This window comes from Streptomyces enissocaesilis (assembly GCF_039533765.1).
Taxonomy (GTDB): Bacteria; Actinomycetota; Actinomycetes; order Streptomycetales; family Streptomycetaceae; genus Streptomyces; species Streptomyces enissocaesilis.
Genome location: NZ_BAAAUD010000013.1, coordinates 60,144 through 73,231, shown reverse-complemented (window position 1 = coordinate 73,231; position 13,088 = coordinate 60,144). Strand labels below are relative to the sequence as shown.

At 72.0% G+C, this 13,088-nt stretch carries 14 protein-coding genes; 5 read left to right on the top strand and 9 right to left on the bottom strand.

Annotated features, from left to right (window positions below; genetic code table 11):
* Window positions 1–338: 338 nt before the first annotated feature.
* The 3 genes from ABD374_RS05610 to ABD374_RS05600 form a co-directional block, all read right to left on the bottom strand.
* Window positions 339–1,022: a DUF305 domain-containing protein gene (locus ABD374_RS05610; protein ID WP_344491597.1), complete on the bottom strand. Its 684-nt coding sequence runs from the start codon at window positions 1,020–1,022 to the stop codon at window positions 339–341.
* On the bottom strand, window positions 1,022–1,669 hold the full coding sequence (locus ABD374_RS05605) for a thioredoxin-like domain-containing protein (RefSeq protein WP_344491594.1): 648 nt from the start codon (window positions 1,667–1,669) through the stop codon (window positions 1,022–1,024). The genes ABD374_RS05610 and ABD374_RS05605 overlap by 1 nt, the downstream gene beginning before the upstream one ends.
* A 66-nt stretch (window positions 1,670–1,735) precedes the next feature.
* On the bottom strand, window positions 1,736–2,158 hold the full coding sequence (locus ABD374_RS05600; protein WP_344491591.1) for a hypothetical protein: 423 nt from the start codon (window positions 2,156–2,158) through the stop codon (window positions 1,736–1,738).
* Between the two features lie 108 nt (window positions 2,159–2,266).
* Between ABD374_RS05600 and ABD374_RS05595 the strand changes: the two genes are divergently transcribed.
* The gene (locus ABD374_RS05595; protein ID WP_344491589.1) at window positions 2,267–3,232 is read left to right on the top strand and encodes an LLM class F420-dependent oxidoreductase; all 966 of its coding nucleotides are present in this window, start codon (window positions 2,267–2,269) and stop codon (window positions 3,230–3,232) included.
* Window positions 3,233–3,272: 40 nt separating this feature from the next.
* Here the strand turns inward: ABD374_RS05595 and ABD374_RS05590 are convergent, their stop codons facing one another.
* The gene (locus tag ABD374_RS05590; RefSeq protein ID WP_344491587.1) at window positions 3,273–3,662 is read right to left on the bottom strand and encodes a VOC family protein; all 390 of its coding nucleotides are present in this window, start codon (window positions 3,660–3,662) and stop codon (window positions 3,273–3,275) included.
* 280 nt (window positions 3,663–3,942) lie between these two features.
* On the opposite strand from ABD374_RS05590, the gene ABD374_RS05585 reads away from it, so the two are divergent.
* Both ABD374_RS05585 and ABD374_RS05580 read left to right on the top strand, forming a co-directional pair.
* Window positions 3,943–4,326 (top strand): hypothetical protein, encoded by a 384-nt coding sequence (locus tag ABD374_RS05585; protein WP_344491584.1) that lies wholly within the window; start codon window positions 3,943–3,945, stop codon window positions 4,324–4,326.
* Window positions 4,323–4,874, top strand: a complete 552-nt coding sequence (locus tag ABD374_RS05580) for a DUF6328 family protein (protein ID WP_344491581.1) — start codon at window positions 4,323–4,325, stop codon at window positions 4,872–4,874. The genes ABD374_RS05585 and ABD374_RS05580 overlap by 4 nt, the downstream gene beginning before the upstream one ends.
* 90 nt (window positions 4,875–4,964) lie before the next feature.
* Here the strand turns inward: ABD374_RS05580 and ABD374_RS05575 are convergent, their stop codons facing one another.
* The 3 genes from ABD374_RS05575 to ABD374_RS05565 all read right to left on the bottom strand — a co-directional run bounded on the left by ABD374_RS05575 (window position 4,965) and on the right by ABD374_RS05565 (window position 7,663).
* Complete coding sequence (locus ABD374_RS05575; RefSeq protein WP_344491578.1) at window positions 4,965–6,506, bottom strand: DEAD/DEAH box helicase; 1,542 nt, start codon at window positions 6,504–6,506, stop codon at window positions 4,965–4,967.
* Window positions 6,507–6,827: 321 nt separating this feature from the next.
* On the bottom strand, window positions 6,828–7,031 hold the full coding sequence (locus tag ABD374_RS05570; RefSeq protein WP_028811307.1) for a cold-shock protein: 204 nt from the start codon (window positions 7,029–7,031) through the stop codon (window positions 6,828–6,830).
* 272 nt (window positions 7,032–7,303) lie between these two features.
* The gene (locus tag ABD374_RS05565; protein WP_344491575.1) at window positions 7,304–7,663 is read right to left on the bottom strand and encodes a MerR family transcriptional regulator; all 360 of its coding nucleotides are present in this window, start codon (window positions 7,661–7,663) and stop codon (window positions 7,304–7,306) included.
* A gap of 297 nt (window positions 7,664–7,960) precedes the next feature.
* On the opposite strand from ABD374_RS05565, the gene ABD374_RS05560 reads away from it, so the two are divergent.
* Complete coding sequence (locus ABD374_RS05560; protein WP_344491572.1) at window positions 7,961–9,322, top strand: glutamine synthetase family protein; 1,362 nt, start codon at window positions 7,961–7,963, stop codon at window positions 9,320–9,322.
* A 220-nt stretch (window positions 9,323–9,542) separates the two neighbouring features.
* Window positions 9,543–10,283, top strand: a complete 741-nt coding sequence (locus ABD374_RS05555) for an SAM-dependent methyltransferase (protein ID WP_344491569.1) — start codon at window positions 9,543–9,545, stop codon at window positions 10,281–10,283.
* Window positions 10,284–10,301: 18 nt separating this feature from the next.
* On the opposite strand, the gene ABD374_RS05550 is transcribed toward ABD374_RS05555, so the two are convergent.
* Complete coding sequence (locus ABD374_RS05550; protein WP_344491567.1) at window positions 10,302–10,817, bottom strand: pyridoxamine 5'-phosphate oxidase family protein; 516 nt, start codon at window positions 10,815–10,817, stop codon at window positions 10,302–10,304.
* A gap of 77 nt (window positions 10,818–10,894) precedes the next feature.
* Window positions 10,895–13,036 (bottom strand): PIG-L family deacetylase, encoded by a 2,142-nt coding sequence (locus ABD374_RS05545; protein ID WP_344491565.1) that lies wholly within the window; start codon window positions 13,034–13,036, stop codon window positions 10,895–10,897.
* Window positions 13,037–13,088 lie beyond the last annotated feature (52 nt).

The following is a 13,088-nucleotide window of genomic DNA, read 5'->3' as shown; positions in this document are numbered from 1 at the left end:
CGACGACGCCGAAGGCCGGTGCCGGCAGGGCGGGCAGCCAGGAAATCCGGAACAGGAACACGGCCGGACCGAGGACCGCACCGGTGATGCCGAATACCAGAGTCCTGACGTCCATGCCGTTGCGGGGCTGCTGCCCCGCCGGAGGGGGCGGTGCCCGGAACCCGGTCGGCGGCGGGCCCCACGGACTCTGGCCGGAGGGCGGGGCGGGCATGGCCGTCCGGCGCCCCTCAGGCGTCTACGAACCGGAGTTCGACGACGTTGGCGGGGGTGACAGGGCGGACCGCCCGGACGCGGTGGTCCGGGCGGTCCGTGAGGCAGGAGAAGGGCGGGCGGCCCGGTCAGGGACGGGGAGCCGCGCCCCGCGCCTTCAGCAGGTCGGCCATCAGCTTGATCTCCGACTCCTGGGCGTCGACCATGCCCTGCGCCAGGGACCGCTCGGGGGCGACCCCGCACCGGTCGGCGCAGCCCTGGGCCATCGCGACGCCGCCCTTGTGGTGGTCGGTCATCAGCTGGAGGTAGAGGATCTCCGCCTTCCTTCCGTCCGCCGCGCGGAGCTCCGTCAGCTCGGCCCTGGTCGCCATGCCGGGCATGAGCGCCCCGTCACGCGCCTCGTACGACCCGTGCCCGCCGTGGTCGCCCCGGCCGGAGGAATCCCCCGCGGCCATCCACGCCATCGGCTCGTCCGGCGAGTGCTTCGGCAGGCCCCACAGGTCGAGCCAGCCGAGCATCATGCCCCGCTGGTTGGCCTGGGTGTTGGCGATGTCGTACGCCAGCCTGCGCACCTCTTCGTCCTTCGTACGGTCGCGCACGAGGAACGACATCTCCACCGCCTGCTGGTGGTGCACCGACATGTCCCGCGCGAAGCCCGCGTCCGCCGAGTCCCCGGCGGGCGTCCGGCCCGCGGCGGCGGAGCCACCGCCCTCGCCGCCGTTCCCGTTCCCGGCGGCGAGGGTGACGGCCCCGGCCGCGAAGAGCAGTGCGAGGACCACGGCCGTGACGGCGGCCCAGTGCGTACGCGTCATCACTGACCGATACCGCCCGTGCACGCCGCACCGAACTCGGGCGTCTGCGGTCCCTGCACGTACTTCGTGAAGAACTGGTCGACCCGCGGGTCCGTCGCGCTGTCCACGGTCACCTGCTTGCCCCAGGCGCTGAGCATGAGCGCACCGGCCTGGTCCTTGACCGGGCTCATCAGCGAGTACGAGGTCTTGCCGACCTTCTCGGCGAGCTTCTTGACGTCGGCGTCCGACGCCTTGTCGTTGTACGTCACCCAGACCGCGCCGTGCTCCAGCGAGTGCACCGCGTTGACCTCGGGAATCTCCTTCTTGTAGACGTCCCGGTCGCAGTTCATCCACGCCTGGTGGTGGTCACCGCCCACCGGCGGTGTCATCGGGTAGGAGACGTCCTTGGTGACGTGTTCGCGGCCCAGCTTCTTGGCGTCCCAGGACTTCTCGCCCTTGACGGGGGCCTTGGCCCGGGCCGCCGCCTTCTCCTTCTTGTCCGACTCCTGGAGGAAGACGTACGAGCCGAATCCGACCAGGCCGACCACGACGGCCGTGCTGACGGCGATCGTGATGAGCCGGTTGCGGCGCTCGCGCGACTGCTCGGCGCGGCGCATCTCCTCTATTCGGGCCTTGCGTGACGCGTTCGCGGTCTTGTGGGAAGCCATGGTGTGTGTCCTTCGCCTGCTGAAGGGGATAGGGGGGCGGCGGAGGCCCGGGCGCGGGCGGCCCGGTCACGTCCGCATCACCTGAAGGACATGACGCCCCGGCGCCCGCGGAAGCGCCCCGGCGCCGCGTACCGGGTCGGTGGCGGCCCGCGGTGCGACGTGCTGCGGCTCGGTGGCCACCGCCACCGCCGGTGGCGGCACGGTGAGCACGGCGGGGGACAGGTGCGGGAAGGCGCCGCAGGGCTGGGAGTCGTACGGACAGAGGTACGCGTGCCCGTCCTGCGCGGGAGCGGCGGCCACGGCGGCCACGGGAACGGCGACGCCGACGGCGGTGGTCCCGTGGCGCTCCCCGGGCTCGGAACCCGGCCCGGCCCCCGTACTCAGGCAGACGAAGAGCGCGGCGAACAGCGTCGCCACGGCGCTCAGCAGCACCATGGGACGTGTGGTGCGCCCGGCGCGCCCGGTGCGGGGTTGCCGCAGTCCGCCCATGGGCGCAGATCGTAGTCCGCGAAGGCCTCTTCGATGCCATGCGGGTGGTATCCGGTTGCAGCCAGTGGGCCGATGTTTTGCGCCCCGGAGATCGGCAACCCGCCCTTCATGGTGCACATCGGATACACGATGATGACGGAGCAGGCCGGGCCCCGTGATCTGGTCGACCACGTGGTCGCCGCGGAGCGCGCCGGCTTCGACTTCTCTGTCACCTCGGACCACTACTTCCCGTGGCTGGACGAGCAGGGCCACGCACCGTACGCCTGGAGCGTGCTCGGCGCGGCCGCCCAGGCCACCTCACGCATTCCGCTGATGACGTACGTGACCTGCCCGACGGTCCGCTACCACCCCGCCGTCGTCGCCCAGAAGGCCGCGACCGTGCAACTGCTCGCGGAGGGCCGGTTCCGGCTCGGCCTCGGGTCGGGCGAGAACCTCAACGAACACGTCGTCGGCGCGGGCTGGCCCGCCGCCCACGTCCGCCTGGAGATGCTGGAGGAGGCCGTGGAGATCATCCGCGCGCTGTTCGCCGGCGGCGACGTGAGCCACCACGGCACGCACTACGACGTCGAGAACGCCCGGCTCTGGGACCTGCCCGAGCAGCTCCCCCCGATCGGCATCGCGGTCTCCGGCCCCCGGTCCTGCGAGATCGCCGGCCGCCTCGGCGACCTGGTCATCGCCACCGAGCCCAAGAGCGAACTCCTGGAGGCGTTCGACCGCCACGGCGGCAGCGGGAAGCCCCGGGTCGGCCAGGTGCCGGTCTGCTTCGACACCGACCGGGACGCGGCGGTCGAGCGGGCGCACGAGCAGTTCCGCTGGTCCGTCGGCGGCTGGAAGGTCAACTCGGAGCTGCCCGGTCCCGCCGGATTCGACCAGGCCACCCGGTTCGTACGGCCCGAGGACGTCGCGCAGTCCATTCCGTGCGGCTCGGACGTCGAGACGTTCGTCGAGGCGGTACGGCCGTACGCCGAGGCGGGCTTCACCGAGATCGCCCTGGTCCAGGTCGGCGGCGACCACCAGCGGCCGTTCATCGCATGGGCGGAGAAGGAGCTGCTGCCCGCCCTGCGCCGGCTCTGAGAACCGCCGGCTCCGAGAACCGGCGCAGGGCGGGTGCCGGTCAGCGCGGAGCACTCGTGTGGGCCAGTGTGAAGGAGTGCCCCGCCGGGTCGGAGTACACCCGTTCGTCGCGCGGTCCGCTGTTGTTCTTCGTGTCCACGGGCCGGGCACCGAGGCTCACGGCCTCGCGCTCCGCCTCGTCCATGTCGCCGCGCTCCACCAGGATCCGCAGGTGCGCCTGCTGCGAGTCGTCCGGGCGCGGCCAGCTGGGCGGCGCGTAGCCGTGGTCCCGGCGGATCGCCAGCTCCACGCCGCGGTTGCCCACGATCTCCACGAAGTCCGGGTTGGTCCCGATCCTGGCCTCCGCGCCCAGCAGGGCGGCGTAGAACTCCGCCAGTTCCTCGGGCTTCGCGCAGTCCAGGACGAGAACGCTCTGTTTCGCGACTGTCATCTGCTCTTCCCACTCCCCACTCGCCGCAGGTGGCCGGACGGCCATTCACCCGCCTACCCACGGGAGGCGGCGGCACACGGACCGTCACGGCCCCCGGATCCGGGCCGGACGCATCTCCGCCGCGCGAACGGGTACCCGCGCCGCAGCCATCCGGGTGCCGACCTGCGGGTACCGCCGCTCCGCCGGCCCGCGGACCCACCGGTCCGCGGTCTCCGGTAGCGCACGCGATCCCGCCGGGTGAGCCTGGGGACCGGCGACGACGAGAGAAAGAGGCTCCACTGTGAACAGCACGGAACACACCGAAACGCAGGTCCTGGTCGAAGTCACGGGCAGCTCCAAGGAGGACGCCAACGCCGTTTTCGGCGCACTGTGCACGGCCTTCACCTCCGACCGCCCGTCCGACGACGCACCGCGGGACGACACGGGCGGACGCCCGATGGTGTGGAGCGCCACCTACGACGTGTCGGCCGTGCGGGAGCAGGCCGCTCCCGCACGGCTGACGGAGCCCGTCTCCGTCACCCTCCAGGGCGGCTACCAGGCGGTGGACCAGCTGCGTGAGCAGCTCGAATCGGCGTTCTCCGTGTCCGAGGAGGGCTCCGCCTCCGGCGATCAGGAGAAAGAGCTCCAGCTGCGTCTGGAGAGCGGGTCCGGGACGGCCCCATGAGCGGTAGAGGGCCCCGGGAGGACCGGCGGGACCGTGACGGCGGGACGGGCCCCCGGGAGCTGCGGCGGGGCCGTGACGAGACGGAGGAGGAGCGGGCGGACCGGCTGTGGGCGGAGCTGCTCCAGGAGCTGCGGGTCGTCCAGACCGGCGTACAGATCCTGTTCGCCTTCCTGCTGACCTTCGTCTTCCAACCGCGGTTCACCGACCTGTCGACGACCGACCGGAACATCTACGTCGTCACGGTCGTGCTCGGAGCGGCGACGGTGGGCTCACTGGTCGGCCCGGTGTCCTTCCACCGCCTGGTCACCGGCCGCCGGCTCAAGCCGCAGATGGTGATATGGGCGTCCAGACTGACCCTTCTCGGGCTGGTGCTGCTGCTGTGCACGATGGCGCTGGCGCTGCTGCTGATCCTCCGGCTGGCGCTGCACAGCGCCCTCGCCCTGTGGCTGGTCGGCGGGCTGGTCACCTGGTTCGTGCTGTGCTGGTTCGTGCTGCCGGTCTGGGCCCGGCATGCCAGTGCGGGCAAGGACAGGGCGGGCAAGGGGTGACCGAAGTCGTTCCTTGCCCGCCCTGTCCTTGCCCGCACGGTGCGCGCGCTGCCGCGCGCCTCGCTCAGGAAGTGGAACCCTGCCGGTGCGTTACGCGGCGCTGCCCCGGCTGCCACTGCTGCTGCCGGCGGCGCCGCTGCCGTAGGCGCGGCGGCGCGACTGCGCGGGAGCGCTGCGGCGTCCGCGCTGCGAGGACGCGCTGCGCCTGGGCCGCTCGCTGACCGGCGAGGAGATGATGACGGGAACGCCGGAGGGTGCCTGCGCGCCGGTGATCCGGGTCAGCTCGGCGTCGCCGGAGCGGACCTGGGCGGTGTGCGGGGTGATGCCCGCGGCCTGCATCAGGCGGGTCATCTCGCGGCGCTGGTTGGGCTGCACCAGGGTGACGACGCTGCCGGACTCGCCGGCGCGGGCGGTACGGCCGCCGCGGTGCAGGTAGTCCTTGTGGTCGGTCGGCGGGTCGACGTTGACGACCAGGTCGAGGTTGTCGACGTGGATGCCGCGTGCCGCGACATTCGTCGCGACCAGTACGGTCACGTGCCCGCTCTTGAACTGGTCGAGCGTGCGCGTGCGCTGCGGCTGCGACTTCCCGCCGTGCAGCGCGGCCGCCCGTACGCCGCTGGCCAACAGGTCCCGGGTCAGCCGGTCCACGGCGTGCTTGGTGTCCAGGAACATGATCACCTTGCCGTCGCGGGCGGCGATCTCGGTCGCCGTGGCCTGCTTGTCGGCGGGGTGGACGTGCAGCAGGTGGTGCTCCATCGTCGTGACCGCGCCCTGCGACGGGTCGACCGAGTGGACCACCGGGTCGGTCAGGTAGTTGCGGACCAGCTTGTCGACATTGCGGTCCAGGGTGGCCGAGAACAGCATCGTCTGGCCCTCGGGGGCGACCTGCTGGAGCAGTTCGGTGACCTGCGGCATGAAGCCCATGTCGGTCATCTGGTCGGCCTCGTCCAGCACCGTGATCTTCACCTTGTCCAGGCGGCAGTCACGGCGCTCGATGAGGTCCTTGAGCCGGCCCGGGGTGGCGACGACGACCTCGGCCCCGGTGCGCAGCGCGCCGGCCTGGCGGCCGATGGACATGCCGCCGACGACCGTGGCGATCCGCAGCCGCACGGCGCGGGCGTAGGGGGTGAGGGCGTCGGTGACCTGCTGGGCCAGCTCACGGGTGGGTACGAGCACCAGCGCCAGCGGCTGGCGCGACTCGGCGCGCTGCCCTGCCGTGCGGGCCAGCAGCGCCAGCCCGAAGGCCAGGGTCTTGCCCGAGCCGGTGCGCCCGCGGCCCAGGACGTCGCGTCCGGTCAGCGAGTTCGGCAGCGTGGCGGCCTGGATCGGGAACGGCACCGTCACGTCCTGCGCGGTGAGCGCCGCCAGCAGGGGGGCGGGCATGTCCAGGTCGGCGAACGCCTCGACCGCGGGCAGGGCGGGCGTCGTGCTGACCGGCAGGGCGAACTCGCCCTGCGGCGCGGAGGACCGGCGCTGGGCGGGCCGGCGGGAGGAGCCGGAAGATCCGGAGGAGCGGCCCGGCGCGGCCGGACGGAAGCGCTCGCCGCGGTCGCTGGTGCGGCCGGAGAAGCTGCCGCCGGCGCGGGTACGGGAGAATCGTTCACGGTCGTTCGAGCGTGCTGCGCGGTTCATCTGAACCTTTCCTCGATGGGCACGTTTCGAGGAATTCCGGGCAGCAGTCACTGTCACCAGGAATCGCAAGAACGAGCCGATAAATAAGAAGCCGAGATGAAGTCGGCCCGGAAAGGTTTGAATACCTTTCGGCCGGGCGCTTCGAAATGGCTGGAATCCGTACGGAGAAAGCACGGACGTGGGCGGCGTCGACGGGAATCGTGGCCGAACGCTCATGAGTCGGTCGCGCTGTACGGCGACCGAGTCGGGGCAACGATTCGAAGCAACGAGACGGGGCCCGCACCCTCAGGTGCGGGCCCCGACCGTGTGAACGCGTCAGCGTCAGGCAGGAACGATGTTCTCGGCCTGCGGGCCCTTCTGGCCCTGCGTGACGTCGAAGGTCACCTTCTGGCCTTCCTGGAGCTCACGGAAGCCCTGGGTGGCGATGTTGGAGTAGTGGGCGAAGACGTCAGCGCCGCCACCCTCCTGCTCGATGAAGCCGAAGCCCTTTTCCGCGTTGAACCACTTCACGGTGCCAGAAGCCATGTCATTCTCCTTTGGAGCAGTGCCGGAGACCGCCCTGTGCGGAATCCGAGTCGCGTTGCCGCGATGATTGCCCCGTCCGGAAACAAAGCACCGGAAATACGAAAGTGCGCCTGCGGCATGGAGCCGTAGGAGCACTTGAAGTTTGGGAACCACAACTGCAACTGAGATCCACACTAGCACGGCGCCGCGGACGCGCCAGAGGGCTTTCGTCACATCCGCTGCGCCGCCATAAACTCTCCATGCAGGCCGCTTTAAATTCTGCAGCTGCCGCGCTAGATATTCTGCTCCTGCTGTTCGGACCGGTCGGGCTTGCGCAGTTGTTCGTTCATGCGCAGGGCGTCTTCCAGCTGATCCTCGAGGATGACGATCCGGCAGGCCGCGTCGATGGGGGTGCCCTGGTCGACCAGCTCCCGGGCCCGGGCGGCGACGCGCAGCTGGTAGCGGGAGTAACGGCGGTGGCCGCCCTCGGAGCGCAGCGGGGTGATCAGCCGTGCTTCGCCGACGGCCCGCAGGAACGCGGGGGTGGTGCCGATCATCTCGGCGGCCCGGCCCATGGTGTAGGCGGGGAAGTCGTCGTCGTCGAAGCGGTCGGCCCTGGTGTTCTGGTGGGTCTCAGCGGTCACTTGCACCATCTTCTGTAGCGCTCGGAGCGGAACACTACGAGTGTGGCATGTCTGCTCCGGCGGTGACAGATATTCCGCCGCCGAGGCGCCGGCGTGGACCCGCCCCGGCGTGCCGCGGACACTGGGGGGAAGCGGTACGGAGGCGGTACCGGGCCGCAGCCGGGCATACACCCGCACGTCGCCGGATGTCGGTCCGAGGGGCCGCAACGTGTTGGAAACCGTGTGGTGGGATGCTCAGGTGCCCCGACGTGCCCCCGAGGCGTGGGAGCAGGCGGCTTGACCGGCAAGGATGGGTAGGAAGACCAGATGGATAAGCAGCAGGAATTCGTGCTCCGTACGCTCGAGGAACGCGACATCCGGTTCGTGCGCCTGTGGTTCACCGACGTACTCGGCTTCCTGAAGTCGGTCGCGGTGGCCCCGGCCGAGCTTGAACAGGCGTTCGACGAGGGCATCGGCTTCGACGGCTCCGCGATCGAGGGCTTCGCCCGCGTGTACGAGTCCGACATGATCGCCAAGCCGGACCCGGGCACCTTCCAGATCCTCCCGTGGCGGGCCGAGGCCCCCGGTACGGCCCGGATGTTCTGCGACATCCTGATGCCGGACGGCTCGCCGTCCTTCGCGGACCCCCGCTACGTGCTGAAGCGCATCCTGGCCAAGACCTCCGACCTCGGCTTCACCTTCTACACCCACCCCGAGATCGAGTTCTTCCTGCTGAAGAACAAGCCCCTGGACGGCACCCGGCCCACGCCCGCCGACAACTCGGGTTATTTCGACCACACCCCGCAGAACGTCGGCATGGACTTCCGCCGCCAGGCGATCACCATGCTGGAGTCCATGGGCATCTCGGTCGAGTTCAGCCACCACGAGGGCGCCCCGGGCCAGCAGGAGATCGACCTCCGCTACGCCGACGCGCTGTCGACCGCCGACAACATCATGACGTTCCGGCTGGTCATGAAGCAGGTGGCGCTGGAACAGGGCGTGCAGGCCACCTTCATGCCGAAGCCCTTCAGCGAATACCCGGGCTCGGGCATGCACACCCACCTCTCCCTCTTCGAGGGCGACCGCAACGCGTTCTACGAGTCGGGCTCGGAGTACCAGCTCTCCAAGGTCGGCCGCTCCTTCATCGCGGGCCTGCTCAGGCACGCCGCGGAGATCTCCGCCGTCACCAACCAGTGGGTCAACTCCTACAAGCGCATCTGGGGCGGCTCGACCCGCACGGCCGGCTCGGGCGGCGAGGCCCCGTCGTACATCTGCTGGGGCCACAACAACCGCTCCGCGCTGATCCGCGTCCCCATGTACAAGCCGGGCAAGACCGGCTCGGCGCGCGTCGAGGTCCGTTCGATCGACTCCGGCGCGAACCCGTACCTGACGTACGCCGTCCTGCTCGCCGCCGGGCTCAAGGGCATCGAGGAGGGCTACGAGCTCCCGCCGGGCGCCGACGACGACGTCTGGGCGCTCTCCGACGCCGAGCGCCGCGCGATGGGCATCGAGCCGCTGCCGCAGAACCTCGGCGAGGCCATCGCCCTGATGGAGCGCAGCGAACTGGTCGCCGAGACGCTGGGCGAGCACGTCTTCGACTTCTTCCTGCGCAACAAGAAGCAGGAGTGGGAGGAGTACCGCTCGGAGGTCACCGCCTTCGAACTCCGCAAGAACCTGCCGGTGCTCTAGCGGCGGGGCGGGGCCCCCGGTCGTCGCGGCCCCCGATGCCCGCCCGGGCGCAGCGCGCCACCCGGCCCGTGCGGTGCGCGCTCACCAGGCCCGCCGTGCGCAGCGCCGTCAGGCGCGGGGAGACGCCGCGCGGGCAGGGCCGGGGGCGCTGCGCCCCGGGTGTGGGCCGGGGCGGGGAAAAGCCGGTGCGAGGGGCCGGCGGTGATGGGAGGGTGCGCGGATGAACCGATCGTTGATCTCGCGGCTGGCCCATGCCGGCCATCCCGTCGCCGCCCCGCTCGACGACGCGTCCGTACGGAACCTTCTCGGGCGGGCCGTCGTCCGGGGGGACGAGCGGCTGCTCGACCTCGGGTGCGGGCAGGCCGAATGGCTCGTACGGGCGCTGGTCGCGCATCCGGGGACGACGGCCGTGGGCGTCGACGTGTCGGCCGACGCGCTGGAGGGGGCGCGCGAGCAGGCCGGCGCGCGGGGCGTCGGGGACCGGCTGGTGCTGCACGAGCGCGATGCGGGGGCGTTCGTCTCGGAGCGGGGCTTCGACGTCGTGATGAGCGTGGGGGCCACCCATGCCTTCGGCGGGCTGATGGGCACGCTCGCCACGGCCCGCGAACACCTCGCGCCCGGCGGCCGGGTGCTCGTCGGTGACGCGTACTGGCAGGCCGCACCCAGTGCCGAGGCGCGGCAGATGCTCGGGGAGTACGAGGATCTGGCCACGACCGTGGACCGGGTGGTCGCGGCCGGCTGGACGCCCGTGTTCGGGCACATCAGCACCCGCCGGGAGCTGGACGACTACGAGTGGCACTGGACGGGGGCCCTGGCGGAGTGGGCCCTCGACCACCCCGGGGACCCCCTCGCCCAGGAGGCCCTCACGGCGGCGGAGCAGCACCGGTCCGAGTGGCTGCACGTCTACCGGGACTGTTTCGGGTTCCACACGCTGGTGCTGCGGTCCACGCCGGACAGCTGAAGGTGCCGGCCGAAGAAGTCAGCCGAAGAGCCAGCGGGTCTGGCTGTAGACGCCCTTGCCGAAGCCGAAGGCCGTCGACGGGGCGACGCGGAAGACCACGGCGCGGTGGCCCTCGCCGCCCTCGCCGTGGAACGCTCCGTCGCGTACGTCGAAGTGCCAGTCCGAGCCGTATTTCGTCTCGTACGCCTCCGCCAGGCGTCGCAGGCGCGGCTCGTCGGTCTCCCGCACCGCCTCGCCCTCGACCACCAGGTCGATCCCCTCGTGCAGGGTGTTCCTGCCGGTGGTCAGGACGACGTTCCGGTTGGCGGCGAGGTTCTTCGCCTTGCGTTCCGCCGGGCCCGTGCAGAAGTACAGCGCGTCGTCCTGCCAGACGGCCAGCAGCGGGGTGACGTGCGGGCGGCCGTCCGGGCGTACGGTCGTCAGCCAGAACAGCTCCGCCTGTTCCAGGCGCGCCACCGCGTCGGACCAGGAGGCCGCGGTCGCGCCCTCGTCGCTGTAGCGGGGGTCCAGCCTGCTCTCCGGTTCCGGTTCCACGGTGCTTCCTCCCGCTCGCGGTCCGCCTCTTGTTACAGGGTCTTGTCCCCGGGGGCGGACCGCGAGCGGGACGGGACTCACCGGGCGTTCGTGCCCACCGGCTGCCAGCCGGAGGAGTCCCGGCCGCTCCAGTGGAGGCGGCCGTCCAGGGCCACCGCCGCCACCGAGGTGTTCCCCGCCGCGTCCGTGGCGGAGGCGGGGGCTCCGCCGAAGAGGAAACCGCCGCTCCTGTTCCAGCGCGGTACGCCGGCGGGGCCGGCGGGAAGTTCGGCGACGCCGAGCCGGCCCGAGCCGTCGCGGGCTGCCAGCAGGGTGCCCGCCGCGCTCACCGGGCCGAAACCCGCCCGGCCGCCCAGGTCGGTGACGCGCGGGGCTGCCCCGGCCGCGGCGGTCACCGCGCCGGGGGCGGCCCCGGCGGTGAAGCGCGCCGTCCGGACGGCGCCCGAGCCCGGCTGGCGGAAGTACAGCCGTACGCCGTCACCGTCCGCCCGGACGGTCGGCGGCAGCGGCGTCGCGGGCAGGGCGGTGGGCACGGGGCCGCGCAGCGGGGCGCCGGGCGCGTCCTGGGTCCACACGACGGTCGACGTGAGGGTCTGCGCGAAGACGTAATCGCGACCCGCGCTGTCGGTGGCCGCCGCCGGGTCGCCGAACAGCTGCCGGCCGCCCAGCGCCCGCCAGGGCGCCCAGCTGCCGTCGGACAGCTGGGTGCGGGAGCTGAGCCCGTGGTCGCCGTCGCGGAGGTAGACCGTCGCCCGGCCCGCGCGGCCCACCGTCACCGCCGGGGCGCTGATGTCCAGGGACTCGGGCGCGTGGGCGGAGTGCGGCATGCCGAGGGCCTGCCAGGGGCCGAACGTGCCGCCCACGGCGTGCTGCACGGCGGTGACGACGTCCCTGCGGTAGCCGGCGGGGCCGTCGAACGAGGTGCGGGTGGCGAAGAGGGCCAGCCGGCCGTCGGGCAGCTTCTCGGAGGTGATGCCGCTGTCCAGACCGGTTTCGCCGAGCAGCGTCGGACCGGTCCACGCGGGGCCGGACCCCGTCCCGGAGTCCGGCTCGCGGTGCCAGACCGCGAGGCGCGTGTCCAGGACCGAGAACGCCCACAGCTCGCCCTCCCGCGCGCCGCTCTGGAGCCACGAGGTGCTGGTGTTGCGCGAGTAGCGGATGCCGTACACCCAGCCGGGGCCCGTGGGCCGCCCCGCGACCTTGCGGTCGCCGCAGCCGGCCTCCGCGTCGCAGTAGTTGTCCGGGTAGTCGGTCCAGGCGTACGTCTTCAGCGTGTGCAGCTTCTCCCGCACGGCCTGGGGGTCCAGGACGTGCGGCAGGCTGCCGTTGAGGTAGCCGAGGTAGTTCTGGACGGTGAAGTGCGGGCGGCCGCCGGTCCTGCCGTACTCGGTGAGCGCCAGCTGGGCGAACCTGGCGCCGTACATGTGGTCCTGGTGGTCGGGGAGCATCTGCGGCGTGGTCTCGCGGCCGTTCGTCGGGTCCAGCATCCGTACGAACGTCGGCCGGAAGCGCTCCAGCACCCCGGTGATCGTCCGCACGACCTGGTCCTTGGAGTACGCGAAGGTCTCCTGGACCGGGGTGTCGGACGACAGGTGCGACTCCAGGGCCTGTATCCGGCCGTCCCACAGCCCGTGCAGGCTGTGCGGCCGGTCCGCGGCGCTTGCGCCCGCCTCGTGCAGCTGGAGCCAGACCAGGCTGACCTCCGGGCTCGCCTTCAGCGTGTCCAGCTCGGCCCAGCCGCCGCCCGCCGTGCGGATCGCGGAGCGCTGCCAGGGGCTGGTGCGGTCGCCGGTGGCCATCTCGGCGTACGCGGCGCGTATGCCGTTCTGCCGGGCCTCGGCGTACCGCCTCTTGTCGGGGGCGGGCAGCGGGACGCCCTCGTTCTCGCCGCCGCGGAAGGAGTTGACCCCGTCCGCCTCGCCCGCCGTCAGGTACACCGAGGTCAGGCTCTGGCCGGTGCGTATGGACTGGCCGAGGTCGGGGTTCATGAAGAACAGGTCGTCGTCCGGGTGGGAGAGGATCTGCACCACGGACTCGTGCTCGCGGCGGGACGGCCCGCCGGCTTCCGCCCGGCCCGCCGCGTCCGCCGTGCCGGCGGTGTCGGCCGTGACGGTCCTGGCCGCCGTGGAACCGGAGGGCGACGCGACCGGAACGGCGGGACGCGCGAGCTGGACGCCCGTCACCGCCAGCAGCAGCGCCGCGAGAGCGACGCTGGGCATGCTGCGGCGGGGCAGGCGGAAGGGACTACGGGCCCTGGGCGGCATAGGAACG